Raw genomic sequence first — 23,395 nt, 5'->3', positions numbered from 1 at the left:
CGAATTTCTGCATAAAAAAGAGGGGTTACCCCTCTTTTTTTATCAACCAACTGTTTTCAACTCCTTTTCCGGCATTTTCGCGGCTTTTCGCTCAGAATTTTCTTGTTTTGGTGAGACATTAAGCATTTATTCAGCAGCTAAATGAACCCGATTTGATCAATAATGTCTGATTGATTCAGATTGCGTTATCGGACCGGGGTTCAGACAGTACATGAATAGAGTTAAAACTCTATCGCAACAAAATCTTTCTCTCTTGTTAGCGATTTATATCGGCATTTTTCTTAATTTTTCCGTTTTTTACCGTCGTTTTGACACATTCACCCAGGGTGTGCATACCTTACAATTGATCTCCGCCGTGACGGAAGTCATCGCCATCGTACTGTTTACTTTCTTTGTGATGCGTATGGTGTCGCTCGGCGGCAAGCTGTTTTACCGCCTGATTGCCTCGTTGCTGGTGCTGGTGTCAGTGGCGGCCAGCTACTACATGACCTTTTTCAACGTGGTGATTGGCTACGGCATTATTGTGTCGGTAATGACCACGGATGTGGATCTGTCAAAAGAGGTGATTGGCTTCCACTTTGTGCTGTGGATGGCGACAGTCAGCGCCTTGCCGCTGCTGCTGATCTGGAAAAATAACCTCAGCTTTACCCTGATTGAGCAGATCAAAACACCGGGGCACCGCATCAAACCGCTGGCCGTGCTGCTGGGTGTCGGGTTGCTGGTGTGGCTGCCGTTGCGCCTGCTGGACCTCGAACAGTCCGCTAACGAGAAAGTCACCAATATCGACATGCCGAGCTATGGCGGCGTGGTGGCGCACTCCTACCTGCCGTCTAACTGGCTGGCCGCGCTTGGCCTGTTTGCCTACACCCAGTATGACGAAAGCCAGGATGCGGAAGACCTGGCTGACCCGGCCAAAAAGTTCACCTACATTCCCCCGGCCGGTATCGACGATACCTATGTGGTGTTTATCATTGGTGAAACCACCCGCTGGGACCACATGGGGATGCTCGGCTATAACCGCGACACCACGCCGCGCCTCTCCAAAGAGAAGAACCTGGTGGCCTTTAAAGGCACCTCGTGCGATACCGCCACCAAGCTCTCTCTGCGCTGCATGTTTGTGCGTGAGGGCGGGGTGGAAGATAACCCGCAACGCACGCTGAAAGAACAGAATGTGTTTGCCGTGCTGCGATCGCTCGGCTTCACCTCGGAGCTGTTCGCCATGCAGAGCGAGGTGTGGTTCTACAACAACACCAACCCGAATAACTTCTCATTCCGTGAGCTGATCGCGTCTGAAAAACGCAATGATGGTAAACCGGTCGACGACATGCTGCTGGTGAACGAGATGCATGAATCGCTGAAGCGCTACCCGACCGGCAAGCACCTGATAGTGCTGCACACCAAAGGCTCGCACTACCTCTACTCCCAGCGTTACCCGCGTGAGTATGCGCGTTACACCCCGGAGTGCATGGGCGTGGACCAGTCCTGCAGCAAGCAGCAGCTGATTAACGCGTTTGATAACAGCGTGCTCTATACCGACAGCTTTATTGATAACGTCATCGATCAGGTGCGCGACAAAAAAGCGCTGGTGTTCTATGCCGCTGACCACGGTGAGTCGATTGATGATAACTATCACTTCCACGGCACACCGCGTGAAATGGCCCCGCCGGAGCAGTTCCGCGTGCCGCTGATGGTCTGGGCGTCGGACAAATTCCTCTCCCAGCCGGAGCACCGCAGCGCCTTCGAGCAGTTGCAGGCACAGCAGCGGATAGGCGAAACCCATCGCCATACGGAGCTGTATGACTCGATTCTGGGTTGCCTGGGCTTCACCTCACCGGACGGCGGCATCAACCCGAAAAACAACTGGTGTCACTTGCCCGGTAAGGCGTAATGCCGGGCTGATGAATTAATAAACAGTTGATGAAAAGGACAGAAAAAAGGGATTGACGATAAAGGCGCAGCGGCAGTAAGATGCGCCCGCACTCTCGGTGAGTGGCGCAGCCTGGTAGCGCACTTCGTTCGGGACGAAGGGGTCGGAGGTTCGAATCCTCTCTCACCGACCAAATTCTGCATCACGGTTCCCGACCCGTGAAATAAAAAACCCGCAACCTCTGGTTAGCGGGTTTTTTATTGCCTGCAATTTACCGCGATACCCGCCGTGTGGCCACTGCGGGTAAAAACGGGTGCCGAAGGCCCGGCCTGACAATGCTCAATCAGCGGGGCAATCTGCCGCCCCGCCGTTGCTCTTAACGTTTAACTTCGTAGGCTAATACCGCTGCAAGCGTGGTGTTTCCCATGGTGACCTGTAATTCACAAAGCGAATCACGCACCAGCCAGGTAAAAACCAGGATGGTGAAGCACACCATGAAAACCCCTGTATTAAACTTATGCAGCATATCAGTTCCCTCCATTGCCTTGCGGCGGTTAAGAGGCTAACATCCACATTGTTGAGGTGTGAGTGTTAGCCCCACGTTGGTATAAACCTCGTGGGGCTTTTCTCTGCCTGACCGATGCTTAAGCCAGACAGCCTTAAGCACCCGCCGCGCAGTGTACGCCTTATTTCCTTATGCTATCTCCTTTTAATCATTGATATTTTTTTGTCGCATGAATAAAAGCAATTCGTTGCTGAGAAAATAGTTTGAAGGCAATTAAATAAATCACGTAAAACCCGTAACAGGATTGCGTCATTTATTTTTTGATGGGAAACAACGTTATTTTTTTATAATGGCGGGCGCGGGAAGGAAATAAAAAAGGCCGCCTGCAGGCGGCCTGGGAAACAGATGCCCATTACGCCTGGGCAGTTTCATGCACCACCCGCCGGGCATGGGCCATGCTCAGCTCATGCTTTTGCATTTCCATCATCAACCTGCCGGTGGTGCGTTCCCGGCCGGTTGCCACCACGGCGACCAGTTGCTCTTTCAGGCCATACAGCGCCACAAAGTCCTGCCCCTCCAGCGATCCGATCAGATCGATCTGATCCCAGCGTTGCGGGTGGCCAAGGTAGTCGAACCGGGTGCCGTAATGCTGTGTCCAGAAGAACGGGATGCGGTCGAAGACCTCGTCCCCGCCCAGCATGTTTATCGCCGCGACGCGCCCTTGCTGCTGCGCAACCCGCCAGTGTTCAATGCGGATCGGGTTGCCCTCATAAGGGAAGGTGGCGATGTCCCCGACTGCATAGATGTTTTCCGCCGCCTGCATCGCCTGATTTACCCGCAGGCTGCCGTCTTCACACAGCGGCAAGTCATGGATAAAAGAGGTCACCGGCTCAATGCCGGTCGCCAGCAGCACCAAATCAGTAGGAATTTCCCGCCCATCTTTCAGTTGCACCGCCGTGACCCGGCGATCACCACGGAATCCGGCGGCTTCGCCATCCACAAACGTCACCCCGTGTGACTCATGCAGCTCACGGAAATAGTGCGCAATGCGCGGGCCGAACTGTGCTTCGAACGGCAGCGGATGCGGCGCAATCACCGTCACCTCAATGCCGCGTTTGCGCAGGGCAGCGGCCATTTCCATGCCGATGAAATTGCTGCCGACGATCACCAGCTTTTTCAGGGTGTCCACCGCATGCAGCAAGGTTTTCTCATGCTGGAGATTACGCAGCACATGGATGCCGCTGAGGTGTACGCCCGGCAGATCCGGCACCTGGGGCCGCCCGCCGCTGGCAATCAGCAGGGAGTCAAAGGTGATGCGGCGCTGGTCTTCCAGCACCAGCGTGCGCGCCGGGCTGTCGAGCTGCGCCACCCGTGCGGTAATGCGCTCCACATTGGCCTCACCGGTGACGCCATCGTCCAGCAGCCCCGGTACCTCTTCCACCGCCATATTGCCCATCGGCACGAATTTGCTCAGTGCCGTGCGGTCATAACCCGCCTGTTTTTCGGCATCAATGGTGATGATCCGGCCGCGGTAGCCGCGTTCATGCAGCGCACTCAGCGCCGCGCTGCCGGCCGCCCCGGCACCGAGGATCACCAGCGTGCCTTTGTCATCCGGCGCGTCCGGGCTGGCCGGCGGCAGGGCGATGTCCGGGTCGACCCATACCGCACCGGCTTCTGTTTTCACTGCATAGCGGGTCAGCCCTTCCAGAGCGGGCGGCTCGAGCAGCATGCCGTCATCCAGCGAGTACACCGCTTTGTGCCACGGGCACACCAGCTTACCGTCACACACGGCCCCTTCGGCCAGCGGCGCACCGGCATGGGGGCAGGTTGCCTGGAAGGCGTGCACGCGATCGCCGCGCCGGACCACCATGATCTTGTGCTCGCCCAGCGTAACCGGTTCGGGTTGGCTGTCGGTCAGTGCTGATAAAGCGATGACTTGTTGATAGGCCACGACATGCTCCTTTTATGTAGGGTGGTAAGAAGAGGGGCGTCTTACAGAGGCCCGGATCAGGCCTGTTTCGGCTGGCCGTTGGACGCCGTAATACCGCCGTCTACCGGCAGGTTGACCCCCGTGATGTAGCGCGCATCGTCACTCGCCAGGAAGGCGATGACAGCAGCCACCTCTTCCGGCTCGCCGGGGCGGCCAAGCGGGGTACGCTTGCGGAACTCGTCCAGCAGCGGTTCGTTCTTTTTGATGTCAGCGGCCATCGGCGTGATGATAAGGCCGGGGCAGACCGCGTTGACGCGCACGTTGTCGGCACCGTGATCCATCGCCAGTGAGCGGGTGAAGTTGGTCACGCCGCCTTTCGCCGCGTTATAGAAACTCATGCCCCAGTCGCCGCCCAGCCCGGACACCGACGAGACGTTAACAATGTTGCCCTGGCTTTTGATCAGCGCCGGCATGAAATAGCGGCAGCTATGGAATACGCCATACAGGTCAACCTTGATCGCCTTTTCCCAATTTTCGTAATCGCCTTCATGGACTCTGCCCTGGGCCGCGACCCCGGCATTATTCACGACCACATCGACCCGGCCATATTTCGCCAGCACGTCTGCCGCCAGTTGCTCAACGTCTTGTGCTTCTGCCATATCAGTAGGGCGCACCAGATGGTCACCACCCGCCAGGGACTGTAAGGTTTCCTGCAATTTGTCTTCAGTGCGGCCTACCAGCACCACAGACGCGCCTTCTTCGGCGAAGCGTTTGGCAGTGAATTCGCCGATACCGGAACCTGCACCGGTTACCACCACGACTTTTTTGCTGAATCGTTGCATGTTGCCTCCTTTCTGGTTACCGGGCCTGATGCCCGGCAACGTTGCTGATGTGATCACTACGTCTGTCATAAGCCTAGCAAACCGCGGGGAAATACCCCGGCCAAACCCCTCCCGTACCGGATAACCTGCTGTTTCCCGGCCTTTTTAAAGTTTTAAAAAGTGTTAACAGCACACCTGGGAGTGATCATTGAGCTTAGGGTAATAGAGGCCAGGGAGCTGAACGTGGATGGGCAAACGCCGGGAGGGAAGGGAAGAAGATTGCCGCGGCTTCTGCCGAGGGCAGGGCCGCCAGGCAGCATATTGTCCGGTAAAAAATGACCAGTGCGGAATGAGACGTTTTTTCGTTACGCGGCAGATGTCATCGCCATAGGCACAGCTTATGGTAAAAAGGCTCCCCATTTTGGGTTAAGGGTCAGCATTTTACGCTGATTTTCCTGCACTTCCCGGCGATAACCGCTCAGATTATCGCCATTTGATGAAAAAGTTTTTTCGTTTTTTAGCGGTGGAAACCTCTGAAGACAAACTGTTACAGCGGGACGAATCGCCTGCTAATTCTCACTGTTCATTATTTAATCCTGAATATGTTAGAGAATGGTTTTTTTTATGTTTGTTTGCTGTTTCTCACACTCTGTGTAAATGCCCGTTGGTTATATTGACGTCACCTCAAACAGTTGCCAAATTGGTAGCCTCAGGGGTATGACCAGAGGATAGTTCGGGTGAATTCCACGCACCCGGACACGCCGGTAAACGCTTTCACCGGCACCCGCACCGTATTCCTTCAGACGCCTCCCGGCGTCAGCCGCAACCGGCCACCGACAAAAACATTACAGGCCGGATTGTACAAATAACACACAACACCACATCACTATCTATGGAGTAACGCAATGAGAATCTCCTTGGGAAAAACAGGGATACTGAAGTTTGGCATGGGCTTGCTGGCACTGTCTGTGGCAGCGGGCGTGCAGGCGAAAACGCTGGTCTACTGTTCAGAAGGGTCGCCGGAAGGCTTCAACCCGCAGTTGTTCACCTCAGGTACCACGTATGACGCCAGCTCCGTGCCGATCTACAACCGTCTGGTGGAATTCAAAATCGGTACCACGGAGATTCAGCCCGGCCTGGCTGAGAAGTGGGAAATCAGCCCGGACGGCAAAACCTACACCTTCCACCTGCGTAAAGGTGTGAAGTGGCAGACCAGCAAGGATTTCAAGCCGACGCGTGAGTTCAATGCCGACGACGTGCTGTTCTCCTTCAACCGTCAGAAAGACGAAGCCAACCCGTACCACAAAGTCTCCGGCGGCAGCTATGAGTACTTCCAGGGCATGGGGATGCCGGACCTGATCAGCAAGATTGAAAAAGTGGACGACCACACCGTGCGCTTCGTGCTGACCCGCCCGGAGTCGCCGTTCCTGGCGGACATGGCGATGGACTTCGCGTCCATCCTGTCTGCGGAGTATGCGGACAACATGCTGAAAGCCGGCACGCCGGAGAAAATCGACCTGAACCCGGTCGGTACCGGCCCGTTCCAGCTGCTCCAGTACCAGAAAGATTCACGCATCCTCTACAAAGCCTTTGATGGTTTCTGGGGCACCAAGCCGCAGATTGACCGCCTGGTCTTCTCCATCACGCCGGATGCTTCCGTGCGTTATGCGAAATTGCAGAAAAACGAATGCCAGGTGATGCCGTACCCGAACCCGGCTGATATCGCGTCAATGAAGAAAGACAAAGCGATCAACCTGATGCAGCAACCGGGGCTGAACGTCGGTTATCTGTCATACAACGTCGAGAAAAAACCGCTGGATAACGTGAAAGTGCGTCAGGCACTGAGCATGGCGGTAAACAAGAAAGCGATCATCGACGCGGTTTACCAGGGTGCCGGCCAGTCCGCCAAAAACCTGATCCCGCCGACGATGTGGAGCTACAACAACGACATCAAAGATTACGACTACAACCCGGAGCAGGCCAAGGCGCTGCTGAAAGAGGCCGGGATGGCGGACGGCTTCAGCATCGACCTTTGGGCAATGCCGGTGCAGCGCCCGTATAACCCGAACGCCCGCCGCATGGCGGAGCTGATCCAGTCTGACTGGGCGAAAATCGGCGTGAAAGCCAACATCGTGACCTATGAGTGGGGCGAATACCTCAAGCGCGCCAAAGCGGGCGAGCACCAGACGGTGATGATGGGCTGGACCGGCGACAACGGGGACCCGGACAACTTCTTCGCCACCCTGTTCAGCTGCGATGCGGCCAAACAAGGCTCGAACTACTCCAAATGGTGTTACAAGCCGTTTGAAGACCAGATCCAGCCGGCCCGTGCTGAATCCGACCACAACAAGCGTATTGAGTACTACAAACAGGCGCAGGTCGTGATGCATGACCAGGCCCCGGCGCTGATCATCGCCCACTCCACCGTCTATGAGCCGGTGCGCAAAGAGGTGAAAGGCTACGTTGTTGACCCGCTGGGCAAACACCACTTCGAAAACGTCTCTATGGAGTGATGCCGCCACGGCATCCGGCACAGGTTCCCGGCCTGTGCCGTCCCTGCTTTTATCGATGGATCGATATGTGACTACTGTGAGCTGTTGGGGCGCGGTTTTCCGCTGCGCCCGATTCAGATGTGAGCCTTAAATAAGCCCGGCGAGCTACGGTTCTCCGGGCATTTTATACAGAGAGTTCGGGTTATGTTTCAGTTCATACTCCGGCGTTTGGGGCTGGTTATCCCAACGTTTATCGGCATTACCCTGCTGACCTTCGCGTTTGTCCACCTGATCCCCGGTGACCCGGTGACCATTATGGCCGGTGAACGCGGCATCTCCGCCGAGCGCCACGCGCAATTGATGGCCGAGATGGGGCTGGACAAGCCCCTGTATCAGCAGTACTTCCATTACATCGGTGCCGTGCTCCAGGGCGATCTGGGCATCTCGCTGAAAAGCCGCATCCCGGTCTGGGATGAGTTCATCCCGCGTTTCCTCGCCACGCTGGAGCTGGGCATCTGCGCCATGCTGTTTGCGGTGGTGGTGGGCATCCCGGTCGGCGTGCTGGCTGCGGTGAAGCGCGGCTCTATTTTTGACCACACCGCCGTGGGCATCTCACTGACCGGCTATTCGATGCCGATTTTCTGGTGGGGCATCATGCTGGTGATGCTGGTCTCGGTGCAGCTGAACCTGACGCCGGTTTCCGGGCGCATCAGCGATACCGTGTTCCTCGACGACACCCTGCCGCTGACCGGCTTTATGCTGATCGACACCTTCTTCTGGGGCGAGCCGGGTGACTTCAAAGACGCGGTGATGCACATGATCCTGCCGGCGATTGTGCTCGGCACCATCCCGCTGGCGGTGATTGTGCGTATGACCCGCTCCTCGATGCTGGAAGTGCTGGGTGAGGATTACATCCGCACCGCGCGCGCCAAGGGCGTCAGCCGGATGCGGGTGATCATCATCCACGCCCTGCGCAACGCCATGCTGCCGGTGGTCACGGTGATCGGCCTGCAGGTCGGCACGCTGCTGGCAGGCGCCATCCTGACGGAGACGATTTTCTCCTGGCCGGGGCTGGGCCGCTGGCTGATCGATGCGCTGCAACGGCGTGACTACCCGGTGGTGCAGGGTGGGGTGCTGCTGATCGCGACCCTGATTATTCTGGTTAACCTGCTGGTAGATCTGCTCTACGGCGTGGTCAACCCACGTATCCGACACAAGAAATAGGGGGGCGCACATGTCTCAAATCAGTGAGCCGGTCGGCACAGAGTCACAACGCAGCACCGCGCCGGTGCCGATGACCCCGATGCAGGAGTTCTGGCACTACTTTAAACGTAACAAAGGGGCGGTGGTGGGGCTGGTCTACATCATCATCATGCTGGTGCTGGCGATTGGTGCCGGTTTCCTCGCCCCGCACGCCCCGGCGGAACAGTTCCGCGATGCGCTGCTGAAACCGCCGGTCTGGCAGGAGGGCGGCAGCTGGAAATTCCTGCTCGGCACCGATGACGTCGGTCGCGATATCCTGTCACGCCTGATGTACGGCGCGCGGCTGTCGCTGCTGGTGGGCTGCCTGGTGGTGGTGCTGTCATTGCTGATGGGCGTGGTGCTCGGCCTGCTGGCCGGCTACTTCGGCGGCATGACGGACATCATCATCATGCGCGTGGTGGACATCATGCTGGCGCTGCCGAGCCTGCTGCTGGCGCTGGTGCTGGTGGCGATTTTCGGCCCGTCGATCGTCAACGCCTCGCTGGCGCTGACCTTTGTGGCGTTGCCGCACTATGTGCGCCTGACGCGCGCGGCGGTGCTGGTGGAAGTCAACCGCGACTACGTCACCGCCTCCCGGGTGGCGGGTGCAGGCGCGATGCGCCAGATGTTCGTCAACATCCTGCCCAACTGCCTGGCACCGCTGATTGTGCAGGCGTCATTGGGCTTTTCCAACGCCATCCTGGATATGGCGGCACTCGGCTTCCTCGGTATGGGCGCGCAGCCCCCGACGCCTGAGTGGGGCACAATGCTCTCCGATGTGTTGCAGTTCGCCCAGAGCGCCTGGTGGGTCGTGACCTTCCCCGGCCTGGTGATCCTGCTGACGGTACTGGCATTTAACCTGATGGGGGATGGCCTGCGTGATGCCCTCGACCCCAAACTCAAGCAGTAGAGGACGCACGATGTCTGCAACAGAAACGTCTATTCAGGCGCAAGCATCTGCTTCCGCCACCAATAAAACCTTACTGACCGTGGATCAGCTGTCCGTGCATTTTGGCGAAAAAACCGCGCCGTTCCGCGCCGTTGACCGCATCAGCTATCAGGTGAAACAGGGCGAGGTGCTCGGCATTGTCGGCGAGTCCGGCTCCGGCAAATCGGTGAGTTCGCTGGCGATCATGGGGCTGATTGATTTCCCCGGCCGCGTGATGGCTGACCGGCTGGAGTTCAACGGCCGTGACCTGCAACAGATCAGTGAAAAAGAGCGCCGCCAGTTGGTAGGCTCGGATGTCGCGATGATCTTCCAGGACCCGATGACCAGCCTCAACCCGTGCTACACCGTGGGCTACCAGATCATGGAAGCGCTGAAGGTGCACCAGGGCGGCAATAAAAAAACCCGCCGCCAGCGCACCATCGACCTGCTGACGCAGGTGGGCATTCCTGACCCGGCCTCGCGGCTGGATGTGTACCCGCACCAGCTCTCCGGCGGGATGAGCCAGCGCGTGATGATCGCGATGGCGATCGCCTGCCGCCCGCAGTTGCTGATTGCCGATGAGCCGACCACCGCGCTCGACGTGACCATCCAGGCGCAGATCATTGAGCTGCTGCTGGAGCTGCAACAACGCGAGAACATGGCGCTGATCCTGATTACCCACGATCTGGCACTGGTGGCGGAAGCCGCACACCAGATTATCGTGATGTATGCCGGGCAGGTGGTGGAAGTGGGCAAGGCCGCGGAGATCTTCCGCGCGCCGCGCCACCCTTACACCCAGGCGCTGCTGCGCGCCCTGCCGGAGTTCTCCACGGACAAGGCGCGGCTGGCCTCCTTGCCGGGCGTGGTGCCGGGCAAATATGACCGCCCGACCGGCTGCCTGCTCAACCCGCGCTGCCCGTACGCCACGGAGCACTGCCGCGCCGTAGAACCGGCGTTACGCCAGATCCCCGGCCGCCAGTCCAAATGCCACTACCCGCTTGATGATGCCGGGAGACCGACTTATGACCACTAATGCGCCGCTGTTACAGGCGATTGATTTAAAAAAGCACTACCCGGTGAAAAAAGGGCTGTTCGCCCCGGAACGCATGGTAAAAGCGCTGGATGGCGTCTCGTTCACGCTGGAACGCGGCAAAACGCTGGCGGTGGTGGGCGAGTCCGGTTGCGGTAAGTCCACGCTGGGGCGTTTGCTGACCATGATTGAAATCCCGACCGGCGGTGAGCTGTACTATCAGGGCCAGGATCTGCTGAAACCGGATGAGACAGCCGAAAAGCTGCGCCGCCAGAAGATTCAGATCGTGTTCCAGAACCCGTACGGCTCGCTGAACCCGCGTAAAAAAGTGGGGCAGATTCTGGAAGAGCCGCTGCTGATCAACACCGGGCTGAGCGGGGCGGAACGGCGGGAAAAAGCGCTGGCGATGATGGCGAAAGTCGGCCTGAAAACCGAGCACTACGACCGTTACCCGCACATGTTCTCCGGCGGCCAGCGCCAGCGTATCGCCATCGCGCGCGGGCTGATGCTCAACCCGGACGTGGTGATTGCCGATGAGCCGGTCTCCGCGCTCGACGTGTCAGTGCGTGCGCAGGTGCTTAACCTGATGATGGATCTGCAACAGGAGCTGGGGTTGTCTTACGTCTTTATCTCGCACGACCTGTCGGTGGTGGAGCACATTGCCGATGAGGTGATGGTGATGTACCTCGGCCGCTGTGTGGAGAAGGGCACCAAAGAGGCGATCTTCAACAACCCGCGCCACCCGTACACCCAGGCGCTGCTCTCTGCCACGCCGCGCCTGAACCCGGACCAGCGCCGCGAGCGCATCAAGCTTACCGGCGAGCTGCCCAGCCCGCTCAACCCACCGCCGGGCTGTGCCTTCAATGCCCGCTGCCGCCGGGCGTTCCACATCTGCCCGCAGCAGCAGCCGCAACTTAAGCAGTACGGCGACCAGCTGGTGGCCTGCTTCGCGGTGGATCAGGACGAGCAGGAAAAAGCAAAACAGGCCGCACCGGCCCACGGCTGATCCCTCTAAAAACCACCCAGGGCGCGAGCAATCGCGCCCTTTTTTATGGGCGCTGTCCGCACTACCGATCAAGTAGCGGCTACGTCCTGGCCACCTTACCGGCATAAAAAAACCGGGTCTCCCCGGTTTTTTCCTTCAGCTTACGGCTATTTTTGCAGTGACCAGTAAGCGAGTTGCTGGAGGGCGGAAGAGTAGTAGCCGTCATCCGGCGTCAGGGTGTCATTCACATAGAAGTTATTGCCGAGCGTCACGTCGCGGATTGCCAGCATCCCCGGCGACAGCGGATAGTCAGCTTTTGCGCCGCTCTGCACATCAATAAAGGCCGGGGTATTTTCACGCGGGTAGCCCTGCCAGTAACGGATAAAAGGTTGCAGCGCCGGGGAATTCGGTTCCGCCCAGCTGATGTAGAGCGGGATGCGGATGGCGTCATAACTGAAGCGCGGCGGCCAGCCTTTGCCCGGTGTCAGGGTGCCGTCTGCCTGCATCGTCACCCAGTCAGTCGGCAGGCCAACCTTGCCGAAATCCATCTGCTTCAGCAGCGCCAGCCCATCATCATTCAGGGATTTCCACACCTTCAGGTGGCTGTGCTGGTAGAACGCTTTCCACGCCGGGAAGAGGAAGTAGGAAGGGTTGAGCGTGATGGTGCTGGTGTGGTTAAAACCGTAAATGCCCGGCAGCATCACCGTATGCCCGGCGAACTCAATGACATTGTGCTTCACAATCGCCGCCTGCAACTTCTCAGAGGCGTCGGTATAGACGGAGTTATGCCATTTTTCCCCGGCCAGCAGCAGCGCCCACGCCATCAGCATGTCACCGTCTGAGGCGTTGTTTTTGTCCGCCACCTTATCTTTGGCATTCGGGTCATAACGCCAGGCATACAGCCCGACGTCTTTGCGGTAGAGGGTTTTGTCCGCCCATTTCAACAGCTGGTCAAACGTCGCGCGGTCGTCATTAAACACCGCCAGCAGCATACTGAAACCCTGCCCTTCGGTATGGCTGACATTGCGGTTGGCGGTGTCAACAATCCTGCCGTCCGGCATCAGGAAACGCGTTTTGTACTGATCCCAGCCAGTTTCCTGCGCACAGGCCAGCGAAGAGAACAGGCTGAGTGCCAGCCCGAAAATCAGCGCCATGCGGCGTACGGTACTCATCATCAGTGGGTATCCCTATAAACAGCGGCCGCACCGGGAAGGCGCGGCCGGGAAACCGCCTTAAAGGCCGGCCTGGTAACGGAAATGTAAGGTGTGCTGCGGGTTGGCGCCCTGCCAGCGTAACGGCACCCGGTCGTGGCCGCCCTGCGCCTGCAACCAGACGGCATACGCGCCCTCCAGCACCGCGGCGAAAGCCGCCTGCCAGTTCCCCTGATCGGCATCGGGGGCTTGCGGCCAGGCGATGTGCGTCAGCGTCAGGCTGCGCTCGCCCGGCATCAGCGTCACTTCACCCCAGTCAAACCCGGCCAGCAGCCGGTTAAGGTTGTCCTCCAGCTCACCGACCGTCCGGCAGGCGGGCAGCGGGTGGCGGCGCGCCAGGTCACCGCCCATCAGGCGCAGGAACTGGTGGCCGTCCTCGCCTTCGGCCGTGGACAGAATGCCGGAAAACAGCGTCTGAACCAGATCCTGCCAGCCCGGTTTGCACTGGCGGCGCTGGTGGTAGGCGAGTTGTTGCGCGTGGGCGTCTTGCATTAAATGGCTCATTCCGCATTAATTCCTGTCGAGCAGATAGCGGAAGTAGAGTTCCGCCCTGCTTTCATTGTAGTCACCAAAGGTGTCATAACCCACTTTCCCACCGACGATCATATTGCGGTTCAGGTGGTAGTTGCCGGCGGCCCCCAGGTTCCAGCCGATGCCGTTCTCACTGCTGCCGGCGTAATACGCCTCGCTGCCGAAACCGGCCGCGACCAGCGATTCAAGCTGCGACTGGAGCGCCGGGTCATCCGGGAAGTAGGCGCTTTTGTCTTTCGAGTAGGACTGGTAGCCCACGGACGCATTCAGCTTCAGGTCCCAGTCATCCATCTTCTGCGTGTACTCCACCGGGAAGGCGACGCTGACGTAGTTCTGCGGGCTGAAATAGCCGCCCTGGCCGTAGCTGAAGTAGCTGAGGTTTTTCGAGAAATCCATATAGCCGACGTTAACGCCGGTTTTCAGCTCGCGATCCTCGAGGCGGTAAGGGCGCACATACAGCCCGGCGTTGGTTTCAATGCTCTGGTTTGAGGCGACGTGGTGGCCGAGGTAACTGTAGTAGCCTACCCCGGCGTAGAACCCGGCGTCGCCGTTGTCATAGGAGAGGTTGAGGCTGCCGCCGTTTTTGGTGACCTGCCCCCACGTTTTGCCGCTGTAGGTGTCTTCGGTGCCGACGTAAGCGAGCAGGCTGTCCGTGACGGCGCGGCGTTCGGCGGTCACGGTCAGCGTGGTGTTGTCGCCAAGCTTCGGTGACCACTGCACGCCGCCCACCAGCGCGTTGAGATCCTGCCCCAGCGGGGTGGAGCCGATGTCCGCTTTATAGCGATCGCCGCTGACCGCCAGCGCCAGTTCCACGCCGGACGCGTTCTGGTTGCCCGATTCCGGCGCGCTGTAGGTGGTCGGGTCGGCGCTGGTAATCGCGGTGTAGGCGGCGCACTGCGCGGTGGTGGCGTTGGTGCCGCAGTTGGCAATGTAGCCGGCAGCGGCGGCCGTTTGCAGTTTCGCCAGCGTACTGTAACTGGCGATGTCCAGCCCGGCTGCGGTGGCCGCTGCGGCAACGGTCTCTTTCGCCGATTGCGCCTGTGCCAGCGCGCCCTGGCCGAAGCGGCTGTTGCCGGTATCACTGCTGCTGCCGGCGCTGAGCGACACCGGGGTGGCGGTAAAGCTGACGCGCGCGCTGTCAAACGGCTCGGCCGAGAAGGTCATCGGCGCTTTCGCCTCGGTCAGCTGGCTGAGGCCGCTTTCGCCGTCACGCCCGCGGATCGACAGGCCGCCCTGCGCCCAGGTGGCATGCTGTTCCTGCAACGCGTCCAGCATCGCATCGACCTGTTTCAGCGTCGCGGATTGGCGCGCCCGCAACGGTGACACCGGCGCACCGGGGATCTGCCCGCCGTTGAGGGTGGCGTCAGATTGCTGCCACGGCATTACACTGCCGTAAGAGGAGGCAGTGGTTGGGCGGGCGCTGCGCGTGGTGCGGTTGATAAACGGGTTATCCGCCAGTGCCAGCCCGGCGATGGACGGCGTGCCGCGGCCGTCTGCCCCCTGAAGGCCAATCATCTTGCCTTTGGCCGAGCGCAGCAGGGCGAGCGCCTCCTCGTGATCGCCCTGCGCCTCGGCGACGCGGGCCGCCTGCAACAAGCGCTGCGGCGTGCGCGGGCCGGTGAAGCCGCTCATCAGCTGGCGCGCGCGCGGAATGTCATTGTCGGCCAGCGCCACATCGACTGCGCCTGCGCGGGCATCCTGCGCCGGGGTGTCGCGGGCCAGCAGGTAGTCATAGACCTTACCGGCTTCTTTATTCATCTTGCCGGACTGGTAGAGCCGCGCCATCGCCAGCATGAGATCGCGGTTTTGCGGATCGTTTTGCAGCGCGACAATCAGCGTGTCGTAAGCGGCGGCGTTCTGCCCCTGCTCACGCAGCTGATCCGCCTCGTTGATCACAAAGCCGGTACGTAACGTGCTGATCTGCTGCGGGGAACTGTTGGCCTGAATTGCCGGGTTGCTGAGCCAGGCCTGCGCCTCACTGCTCAGCCCGGCGGCGTTCAGCACGGTAATCTGGTCGGCGTAATCCCCGGCGTTGCCTTTCACGCCCTGCTGCATACTTTGGCGTACCAGCGCCACCGCGCTGTCAGCCTCACCCGCTGCCAGTAACCCTTTCGCCAGCGCACCGCTGTCTGCCGGGCTGGTGGGCGGCGTTTGCGCCAGCGCATGGAATGTATTGGCGGCGGCGGTGAGGTTGCCGCTTTGCAGGTAAGCATTGGCGGCGGCCATCTGCCGGTTGAACCGGGCGCGCCCGGCCAGCTCGCGCATCGCCGCCGTGCGGTTGCGCGCCGGAATACGCGCCAGCAGGGTGTCCGTTTGCGGCCAGTTGCCGTTTTCCGAGGCAAACAGCGCGGCGGCATAGGCGGCGCTGGCCGGGGCATTGGGTTCTGCGGCCTGGGCCATCAGCGCCTGCGCCTGGGCGCTGTCCCCCAGTTTGGCCAGGATGCGCGCCCTGTCGAGCGTCACCCAGATGTTGTCCGGCTGCTTCTCCTGTGCCTGTTGCAGCAGGAGCAGGGCGCGTTGCGGGTTATTGGCCTGTAGCGCCTCCGCTGCCTCACGGCGCAGCGGCTCAACGTTGACCCCGGCCGGTTGCACCCGCGGCCGCAGTGCGACGGGCAGGGTTTGCAGCACCGCGTTGGCCTGGGCGTTGTCCCCTTGCTGGCGCAGCACATAATACAGCCCGCTTTTGGCGTCATTATTTTCACTGTTTTGCGTCAGCAGCGCGCGGTAGAGCTGCACGGCCCCCGGCAGGTCGCCGGTGCGGCGCAGCACATCCGCGCGGAACAGCGCCGCCGCCGTGCCTTTTTCACCGCCCTCTGCGGTCAGCGGCGCAGAAAGGGTGAGCGCGCGGTCGGTGTCTCCGGCCGTGGCCGCTTTTTTGGCGTCGGCCAGCGCGGCATAGAAATGGGCATCCTGCGCCTGGGCGCGCCATTTTTCGCTCTCCGGCCCGCCCTGTTGGGCGGCGCGGGTCAGGTACTCTTCCGCTTTGGCGAAGTTGCCGCTGCGCTGGGCGATGTAGCCCATCCCGGCCAGGGCGTCAGCGTCGTTTGGGTTGGTGGCCAGCACCGAGGCAAATTTGGCCTCGGCATCGCCGGTATTGCCGCTGTTGAGGGCAGTGAAGCCCTCGCCTTTGGCTGCGCCGCCGACATTTTTCTGGAAATAGGTCATCACACCGCTGTCGTTCGGGTGCTGCTGCTGATACGCCTGATAGAGCGGCTGATCTTCCGGCTGCGGGGTGAGCCACAACAGCGCCTGGCGCAGCGCCGCCGCGGCATCGGTGCTTTTTTCCGACAGCCCCGCCAGCAGGCTGATGCCGTCGCGGCGGGTGGCGGCCTGGTAAGTCATCGCTTTGCCGAGCGCCAGGCGCGCTGCGCTGTCCGTGGGCCGTGCGTTAACCCGTGCCTTCAGGCCGTCGATCGCCTGCGGCAGCAGCGTCTGGTCTCCGGCCATCGTCAGGTAGTATTCATCGGCCAGGCTCTCCGGCGGCGTACTGCCGCTGAACAGCATACGGTACGCCTCAAGCGCCTGGCCCACGGCACCGCGCGCGGCCAGCTGGCGTGCGGTAGCGAGCTGCGTCGGCGGGATCGCCTGCACCGCGCTGGCGTTGTCGAGCGCGGTTAAACGCGGGTCGCCCGGCGAGGCCGCGCTGAGTTTCTGCCGCCACTGCGCCGCTGCGGCCTTGTCACCGCCCTGCATCGCGTACAGTGACATCAGGTAGAGCGCCTCCGGGTTGTCGGCCTCCACCATCAGCACCTTTTGCAGGGCGTCCCTTGCCAGCTCGTCATGCGCTTTCTCATGCCAGTAAGCGGCCTGATCAAACAGCGCTTTCAGCGCCGGGTTGCTCCCGGCGGCTGTGGCAGGCAGCACCGCCAGCCCGGCGGCCCACAGGGCGAGGCGCAGGCGGGACGGAATCAGGAAGGGCACCGCGCGCCCCGTCGGGTTACTCGTTTTCATCAGGGAAATCCTTGCCGGCGGAGCCGCGGTGCGGGGCCAGACGCTGTGCCGCATGGCGCGCCAGCAGCACATAAATGCTCAAACCGATCGCCGCAGCGAACAGCAGTGTCACCAGCGACAGCACCACAATGTGCTGGCTGGCGTACCAGACAATCATCAGGTACCACGGCAACTGGCCGACCGGGAATTGCGGGCCGACGCGGAAACTGCGCACGCCGTTCTCATCGGTGATCACCGCCAGGTCGCCGCGTACCCCGGCGTTGATCGCGGCGGTGTTCAGGTCCTGGTTAATCTTCAGCAGTTGGTCATCATCGGTGGCGGTGGCCAGCACCACCACGCGGTTTTTCGCCCAGGCGGAAGGGAAACTGACGAAACCGCGCCACGCCTCGGTGGAGGAGAGGTAACGGTCAGCCTCGACCGGCGTGCGGAACCAGTCGCCGGTGGCCCAGGCTTTCAGGCGTGCCGGCATGTCCGGCGTGCGCACCGTCAGGGTGTCATTCTCCGGCTGGAACGGCGTGCCGCGCAGCAGGGCCCCGGTGAATGCCTTGTCCTGCAGCGGCGCAACCGCCAGCACGTCGCGATCCGCCGTATTGCCCGGCACACCGAACGCCACCTGCACCTGCGCCACCGGGATGCCGGTGGCATTACCGGCGCGGCCCATCAGCCCCAGCAGGGTGTGCAGCTCCGCTGCGCCCGGCTGTGCCGGCAGCAGCAGCAGCGTCTGCGAGAAGTCCGCCAGGCGCGAGAAGGGGAACGACGCGCCGACGTAGTAAGAGAGGTTCGGCAACTGCGAGAAGTGGTGCGTGTGCGTCAGATCAATATAGGAATCGTCATCGATGCGGCTCTTGATATTGCTGCTGGTCAGCAGGTTACAGGGCGCATCCTTTTTCGGCGCGATGGCGTAATAGAACGTCAGCTGGTTGTCGCCGTAGATCAGGTAAGGGGCCAGCCGCAGCGTGGTGCTCTCCTGCCGGGTGTCGCCGCCGAGGGCGCGCCAGGCGCTCTCCACCAGCCCGTTTTTGTTGACCGTGAGGTTGCGCAGGAAGGTGCCGTTGATCGAGACATTCAGCTGCGATTTATCCTCATCAATCCAGTTTTCCGTCGGGAAACGGTAGCCGAGGTGCACCGGGATGGTGTCGCCGTCCCACATAAAGAGATCCGGCGCGGCGCGGAACGCCACATGGATGCTGTCATGGTAGATGCCGTTGGCGGTCAGCGCGTCCGGGTTCGCCACCAGGCTTTTCAGGGAAACCGGCGCGTGGGTGTTGATCCAGCGCGGCGCATCATAAGGCTGCCGCGGCGGGATGGCGTGCGGCACCACCGGCAGCGTGCTCTGGCCGGCAGGCAGCGGGGCGTTCACCAGCCGCCACGCCGCCTGGCGCAGCTGTTGCGGGTCACTGCCCATCACCAGCAGCAGTTTGTAGACCGGGTTGATCGGGTTGTCGATCACCTGGAGCTGCGGGCCGGTGGCGGCGGGCAGCGTCAGCGTGCCGATGCGGTCACCCGGTTTGCCGAACACAATCCCGTTCTGTTCCGGCAGGCGGTCGAGCGCCACCGGGAAATCGATGCCGCGGTAACCGGCGCGCATCCCGAGGTAGGAGGCGACGGTGGCCGCGGCACTGACTTCCGCCGGTTGCAGCGACGCCGGGAACACCATCGTGACCTGTGACGCCTTCATCTGGAGCGGATCAAAGAACGGGCGCGGGAAGTGGCCGAGATCGCGGCCGATGTTCAGCCGCTGCCCTTCCAGTTGCAGCCGGGTTTTCGGCAGCACCGTGACCCAGTATTTATCTGACAAATCGCGCTCGCACTGCATGGCGTTGCTGTCCTGCACCTGGAAACTCAGGTTGTTGCTGGACACCACCATCGCGGCCGGAATATCCAGCTCATACTCGTTGTCGCGGCTGCCGTCGCCGGTCAGCGGCAGCGCGCCGAGCGGCTGGCCGTTGAGCATCAGTTGCAGGCTGGTGTCACGCGCCAGCAGGGCAGGGGAGACCTTGAGCACCAGCGTCAGGCGGGCGTTGGTCATCACCTGGTCGCCCGGCAGGGTGAAGATGACGCCGGAATGGAGTTGGCCGCCGCTCAGCGTCAGGCCGTTTTGCTGGCCCATCTCCGCCAGCGTCAGGCTGGTAGTCACGCCCTGCGTCAGGGCGATGTCCGGCACCGCAGCCTCCGGGGCCGGCACATCCGGCGCGGGCATATCCGGCGCTGGCGGCGCGGCGTCCGGCTGCGGCGCGTTGTCTGCCGGGCGCGGCAATGTGGAGAGATCCAGCGCGGCCGGCTCCGCCTGGCCGACAGCCAGCGGCAGCAGGGCGAGGCCGACCGCCAGCCACGGGCGGGTGCGGCGCAAGGCCGCGAGGAATCGGGTCGGGTTCATCAGGCGGCCTCACCCTTATTGAGTTTTGCGCTGCGGCGGCGTGCCTGGCGCTCTTTCCAGGTGTGGTAGAAGAGTTCAAACACACAGCGCACGATGCCCATCAGCGAATGCAGCGGGCGATCTTTCGGGTACGGCGGCTCAATCCAGGCGTCGGCACGCGCCAGCACCACCCGCACCAGCTCGCGGCGGCGGGAGAGCGGCATCTCACCGAATTGCAGGCGGATCACCTCCGGCGTGGCATCGATCAGGCTCACCGGAATGCAGACCGCACCCGATTGCAGCAGGATTTCCACCTCTTCAATCACGTCATGCTGGTAGCGGTCATCCGGCGTGACCAGCTTGACCCCACCCATCGACATATCCACCGTGGTGGTGCGCACCGAGATACCGCTGGCGTAATGCACGATCGCCGGCAGGGCCACATCAATCCGGATGGTTTTGCGCACCTGACGCGTCTCTTTGGCGACGGCAATCGCCGCCAGCAGGATCAGCACGCTGAAGCAGCCCCAGCCGATGTTAAGCGCCATGACTTTCGGGTCTACGCCAAAATAGTTGTGCGCCACGGCGCGGACGATGCCCGCCACAATCCCGGTCAGCATCATCACCACCACAATCACGTGCGGTTTCACGATGTTGAAATCAAAGAAGCCGTTGTCGAGCAGGCCGCCTTTGTCGGTCACGTTGAATTTGCCGTGTTTCGGCGAAATCAGCGTCAGCAATGTCGGGATCACCAGGTGGAACGCCATCACCGTTTCATAAATTTCACCCCAGAAGGCGTAACGGTAGCGGCCGTTCATCCGTGAGTTGATATACACCGACATCAGCAGGTGCGGCAGCATGTAGGCGAAAATCATCGTCGCCGACGAGGAGATAATGTTCTGGTTAAACAGCAGGTAGGCCATCGGTGCGGTGAGGAAGATCACCCGCGGCAGGCCGTACTGGAAATGCAGCATAGCGTTGAGGTAGCAAAGGCGTTGCGGCCAGCTCAGCCCGCGGCCGAACAGCGGGTTATCGACGCGGAAAATCTGCGTCATGCCGCGCGCCCAGCGGGTACGCTGGATAACATGCAGGCCGAGGCGCTCTGTCGCCAGCCCGGCGGCCAGCGGCAACGCCAGAAACGCGGAGTTCCAGCCCAGGCGCTGCATTTTCAGCGCGGTATGCGCATCTTCAGTCACCGTTTCCACCGCAAAGCCGCCGATTTCTTCCAGCGCCACACGGCGGATCACCGCGCAGGAGCCGCAGAAGAACGTCGCGTTCCAGTTGTCATTGCCCTGCTGCACCGGGCCGTAGAACAGTGCGCCCTCATTCGGGATATGGCGCGCCGCTGACAGGTTGCGCTCAAACGGATCGGGCGAGTAGAAGTAGTGCGGCGTCTGGAGCAGCGCCAGCCGCTCCTCTTTCAGGAAGCTGCCGACGGTGGCCTGCAGGAAAGCGCGGGTGGCAACGTGGTCGCAGTCAAAGATGCAGATCAGCTCACCTTTGGTCAGCGTCAGCGCGTGGTTCAGGTTGCCGGCTTTGGCGTGGCGGTTGTCATTACGGGTGATATAGCCGACGCCCGCATCGGCGGCGAACACCGCGAACTCATCACGTTTGCCGTCATCCAGCACGTAGATTTTCAGCTTGTCTTTCGGGTAGTCGATGCATTGCGCCGCCAGCACCGTGTCGCGCACCACGTCGAGGCTTTCGTTGTAGCTCGGCACATAGATGTCCACCGTCGGCCACAGGCTCATGTCGTCCGGCAGGGGTTCAATGGTGCGTTTCAGCGGCCAGGTGGTTTGCAGGTAGCCGAGCAGCAGGATCACCCAGACATACAGCTCTGCCGCAAACAGGCCGGTGCCGAGCACCGCCTCAATGGTGGAGTTAAAGTGCAGCGTCTCGGTCGCGCGCCAGTAGATGTAGCGGGTGGACATCAGGATCGACATCACCACCATGATCACACTGACTTTTTTGCTTTTGCTCAGGCCGAGCAGGAACAGCATCGCGATGCCGATCAGGCCGAAAATATACTGCTTTTCGCTGTCGAGCGGCGTGACGATGACCAGCAGGGCCACCGGCAGCAGCAGGAGCAGCAGCAGGGAAAACAGGAGTTTGTTCATGACGTCAGGGGATCGCTGTCAGTAAGTGTGGGGAGGGGTGATCGACGCGTGGAATTCACCATCGCCAACGTTGATGCCCAGGATGGCCGCCACTTTTTTGCTGACCAGCTCAATGTCGAAGGCCGCGGCAGAGACCGGGCTGAAATCGATGATTGCCCGCTGGGAGGCGTTGGCCTCCGGCACGCACTCGTCACGGTGGACGGTGCCGAGCAGGCGGTCACCCAGGCGTTGCTCAAAAAATTGGGTGACGTCGCGGCTCAGGGTGCGGCGCATGTCGATCTGGTTGATGACGTAGTAGTCGCCCTGTTTGTCGTTCAGCGCGCTGCCGATCATCTTGTGGTTTTCCATCTGCGGCAGCAGCGACAGCGAGGCGGTGTCTGCCAGCATCACCACCAGGTGCAGGTCCGCCAGGGTTTTCATGGCTTTCAGCGCCGGGCTGGGGCCGGGCGGGAAGTCCGCCAGAATCACCAGGCCGGGGTAGTTCAGCACCGACTGCAGGCCGCGCGCGAGGAAGTGCGGATCGGTGGTGAGCTGCTGCTCAAAGGCGAGGCGCTGCGCCTCTTCCACGTCACCATATGGCAGCACAAAAGTATTGGAACCGGCCTTGAGGATGAACTGGCTCCAGTCGGAGGCGTCTGCCGCTTCCGCCACAAAGCCGCGCCCGTCAGAGACCGGCACGCCAAAATGCAGCCGCAGGGCGTTCTGCACATCGAAATCAATCACCAGCACTTTGCTGCCGCTGCGCGCCAGCGCATAAGCAAGATTGGCGGTCAGGGTGGTTTTGCCGACGCCCCCTTTGGGCGAGCAGACACAGACTAACGGCATGAGGCAATCATCTCTAACAGGGGTTGAAGCGGTGTGTCACGGCGGCTGTCCGCCGCCGGTTGGGCAACGGGTTTGGGCCGGAACAGCGAGGTGTAACGCGCCGCCTCAGGGGCCGGGGGCGCAGCGGCGGGCTGCGCAGGCGATACCGCCGCCGGGGCCGGTGAGGCGGTGTGGGGTGCGGCCGGGGCAACGGCCGGGACCGCCGGCAGCATGTCGCTCAGGGTGCTGAGCAGGCTGTCAGTGGCGAACTCGCGGTCTGACACCGGCGTCGGGGCCGGTTGCACCGTGCGCTGGCTGCTGCCCAGGGCGCCGGGGGCCTCTGCCGTCGCGGACAACTGGCGCAGGATCGCCCAGTTCTGTTGCGCGCCCTCCTGGCTGCTGTCAGAAATTTCCTTGTAATCAATCCCTTCCATATGGGTTTTTTCTTTGAAGCGTTTTATATCGTCGTACTTATTCATCAGGGCGGCCTATACGATGGGGTCAATGCCGGGGATAAAGACGCAAAAAGCCGCAGTCAATCGTGCCGGCATTCCTTACAGGAAAGGATGTTCAGGTGACGTCGCAGCCCCCCGTTGCTGGAGCGTGCCTAATATATCAATTCCTA

The 23,395-nt window shown here is 61.0% G+C and carries 16 protein-coding genes and 1 tRNA gene; 7 read left to right on the top strand and 10 right to left on the bottom strand.

What is annotated here, in order from left to right; genetic code table 11:
* The first annotated feature begins 211 nt into the window (after positions 1-211).
* Both eptB and CYR52_RS00860 read left to right on the top strand, forming a co-directional pair.
* Positions 212-1,888 (top strand): kdo(2)-lipid A phosphoethanolamine 7''-transferase, encoded by a 1,677-nt coding sequence (eptB, locus tag CYR52_RS00865; protein ID WP_072927675.1) that lies wholly within the window; start codon positions 212-214, stop codon positions 1,886-1,888.
* Between the two features lie 95 nt (positions 1,889-1,983).
* Positions 1,984-2,060 (top strand) — tRNA-Pro (locus CYR52_RS00860).
* A gap of 183 nt (positions 2,061-2,243) precedes the next feature.
* On the opposite strand, the gene CYR52_RS00855 is transcribed toward CYR52_RS00860, so the two are convergent.
* From CYR52_RS00855 to budC, 3 genes are all read right to left on the bottom strand, one after another.
* A complete protein-coding gene (locus CYR52_RS00855) occupies positions 2,244-2,393 on the bottom strand; it encodes a Hok/Gef family protein (RefSeq protein WP_072927674.1) in 150 nt (49 codons plus the stop codon).
* Positions 2,394-2,784: 391 nt separating this feature from the next.
* Positions 2,785-4,323: an FAD-dependent oxidoreductase gene (locus tag CYR52_RS00850; protein WP_072927672.1), complete on the bottom strand. Its 1,539-nt coding sequence runs from the start codon at positions 4,321-4,323 to the stop codon at positions 2,785-2,787.
* 56 nt (positions 4,324-4,379) lie between these two features.
* The gene (gene budC / locus CYR52_RS00845; RefSeq protein WP_072927670.1) at positions 4,380-5,144 is read right to left on the bottom strand and encodes a meso-2,3-butanediol dehydrogenase; all 765 of its coding nucleotides are present in this window, start codon (positions 5,142-5,144) and stop codon (positions 4,380-4,382) included.
* Positions 5,145-6,028: 884 nt separating this feature from the next.
* On the opposite strand from budC, the gene dppA reads away from it, so the two are divergent.
* The 5 genes from dppA (at position 6,029) to dppF (ending at position 11,821) form a co-directional block, all read left to right on the top strand.
* Entirely contained in the window at positions 6,029-7,636 is a 1,608-nt protein-coding gene (gene dppA, locus CYR52_RS00840; RefSeq protein WP_072927669.1) for a dipeptide ABC transporter periplasmic-binding protein DppA, read from the top strand.
* A gap of 183 nt (positions 7,637-7,819) precedes the next feature.
* Positions 7,820-8,839 (top strand): dipeptide ABC transporter permease DppB, encoded by a 1,020-nt coding sequence (gene dppB / locus CYR52_RS00835; RefSeq protein WP_072927667.1) that lies wholly within the window; start codon positions 7,820-7,822, stop codon positions 8,837-8,839.
* 10 nt (positions 8,840-8,849) lie between these two features.
* Positions 8,850-9,767 carry a dipeptide ABC transporter permease DppC gene (dppC, locus tag CYR52_RS00830; RefSeq protein WP_072927665.1) on the top strand — a complete coding sequence of 306 codons (918 nt, stop codon included), beginning with the start codon at positions 8,850-8,852 and terminating at the stop codon, positions 9,765-9,767.
* A 10-nt stretch (positions 9,768-9,777) separates the two neighbouring features.
* Entirely contained in the window at positions 9,778-10,818 is a 1,041-nt protein-coding gene (gene dppD, locus CYR52_RS00825; protein WP_072927664.1) for a dipeptide ABC transporter ATP-binding protein, read from the top strand.
* Positions 10,808-11,821, top strand: coding sequence for a dipeptide ABC transporter ATP-binding subunit DppF (gene dppF, locus CYR52_RS00820; RefSeq protein WP_072927662.1), 1,014 nt, complete (start codon positions 10,808-10,810; stop codon positions 11,819-11,821). The genes dppD and dppF overlap by 11 nt, the downstream gene beginning before the upstream one ends.
* A 146-nt stretch (positions 11,822-11,967) precedes the next feature.
* On the opposite strand, the gene CYR52_RS00815 is transcribed toward dppF, so the two are convergent.
* From CYR52_RS00815 to CYR52_RS00785, 7 genes are read right to left on the bottom strand one after another with little or no spacing between them, the layout of a single operon-like run.
* Complete coding sequence (locus tag CYR52_RS00815) at positions 11,968-12,972, bottom strand: family 8 glycosyl hydrolase (protein ID WP_072927908.1); 1,005 nt, start codon at positions 12,970-12,972, stop codon at positions 11,968-11,970.
* Positions 12,973-13,032: 60 nt separating this feature from the next.
* Complete coding sequence (gene bcsD, locus CYR52_RS00810) at positions 13,033-13,515, bottom strand: cellulose biosynthesis protein BcsD (protein WP_241506091.1); 483 nt, start codon at positions 13,513-13,515, stop codon at positions 13,033-13,035.
* A 6-nt stretch (positions 13,516-13,521) separates the two neighbouring features.
* On the bottom strand, positions 13,522-17,493 hold the full coding sequence (locus tag CYR52_RS00805) for a cellulose biosynthesis protein BcsC (RefSeq protein ID WP_101827783.1): 3,972 nt from the start codon (positions 17,491-17,493) through the stop codon (positions 13,522-13,524).
* Positions 17,480-19,870 carry a cellulose biosynthesis cyclic di-GMP-binding regulatory protein BcsB gene (gene bcsB / locus CYR52_RS00800; protein WP_101827782.1) on the bottom strand — a complete coding sequence of 797 codons (2,391 nt, stop codon included), beginning with the start codon at positions 19,868-19,870 and terminating at the stop codon, positions 17,480-17,482. Before bcsB ends, CYR52_RS00805 begins: the two co-directional genes overlap by 14 nt.
* On the bottom strand, positions 19,870-21,966 hold the full coding sequence (gene bcsA / locus CYR52_RS00795; RefSeq protein ID WP_101827781.1) for a UDP-forming cellulose synthase catalytic subunit: 2,097 nt from the start codon (positions 21,964-21,966) through the stop codon (positions 19,870-19,872). Before bcsA ends, bcsB begins: the two co-directional genes overlap by 1 nt.
* 18 nt (positions 21,967-21,984) lie before the next feature.
* Positions 21,985-22,791, bottom strand: coding sequence for a cellulose biosynthesis protein BcsQ (gene bcsQ, locus CYR52_RS00790; RefSeq protein ID WP_101827780.1), 807 nt, complete (start codon positions 22,789-22,791; stop codon positions 21,985-21,987).
* Entirely contained in the window at positions 22,782-23,249 is a 468-nt protein-coding gene (locus tag CYR52_RS00785) for a cellulose biosynthesis protein BcsO (protein ID WP_101827779.1), read from the bottom strand. Before CYR52_RS00785 ends, bcsQ begins: the two co-directional genes overlap by 10 nt.
* Positions 23,250-23,395 lie beyond the last annotated feature (146 nt).

Source organism: Chimaeribacter arupi, assembly GCF_002858805.1.
GTDB lineage: Bacteria > Pseudomonadota > Gammaproteobacteria > Enterobacterales > Enterobacteriaceae > Chimaeribacter > Chimaeribacter arupi.
This window is presented reverse-complemented; position numbering and strand designations above follow the sequence as displayed.

Coding starts and splice junctions, on each gene's coding strand:
- bcsD (WP_241506091.1), bottom strand. CDS start 13,515: ATGAGCCATTTAATGCAAGACGCCCACGCGCAACAACTCGCCTACCAC.
- eptB (WP_072927675.1), top strand. CDS start 212: ATGAATAGAGTTAAAACTCTATCGCAACAAAATCTTTCTCTCTTGTTA.
- bcsQ (WP_101827780.1), bottom strand. CDS start 22,791: ATGCCGTTAGTCTGTGTCTGCTCGCCCAAAGGGGGCGTCGGCAAAACC.
- bcsA (WP_101827781.1), bottom strand. CDS start 21,966: ATGAACAAACTCCTGTTTTCCCTGCTGCTGCTCCTGCTGCTGCCGGTG.
- CYR52_RS00805 (WP_101827783.1), bottom strand. CDS start 17,493: ATGAAAACGAGTAACCCGACGGGGCGCGCGGTGCCCTTCCTGATTCCG.
- dppB (WP_072927667.1), top strand. CDS start 7,820: ATGTTTCAGTTCATACTCCGGCGTTTGGGGCTGGTTATCCCAACGTTT.
- dppA (WP_072927669.1), top strand. CDS start 6,029: ATGAGAATCTCCTTGGGAAAAACAGGGATACTGAAGTTTGGCATGGGC.
- dppC (WP_072927665.1), top strand. CDS start 8,850: ATGTCTCAAATCAGTGAGCCGGTCGGCACAGAGTCACAACGCAGCACC.
- dppD (WP_072927664.1), top strand. CDS start 9,778: ATGTCTGCAACAGAAACGTCTATTCAGGCGCAAGCATCTGCTTCCGCC.
- CYR52_RS00855 (WP_072927674.1), bottom strand. CDS start 2,393: ATGCTGCATAAGTTTAATACAGGGGTTTTCATGGTGTGCTTCACCATC.
- budC (WP_072927670.1), bottom strand. CDS start 5,144: ATGCAACGATTCAGCAAAAAAGTCGTGGTGGTAACCGGTGCAGGTTCC.
- bcsB (WP_101827782.1), bottom strand. CDS start 19,870: ATGAACCCGACCCGATTCCTCGCGGCCTTGCGCCGCACCCGCCCGTGG.
- CYR52_RS00785 (WP_101827779.1), bottom strand. CDS start 23,249: ATGAATAAGTACGACGATATAAAACGCTTCAAAGAAAAAACCCATATG.
- dppF (WP_072927662.1), top strand. CDS start 10,808: ATGACCACTAATGCGCCGCTGTTACAGGCGATTGATTTAAAAAAGCAC.
- CYR52_RS00815 (WP_072927908.1), bottom strand. CDS start 12,972: ATGAGTACCGTACGCCGCATGGCGCTGATTTTCGGGCTGGCACTCAGC.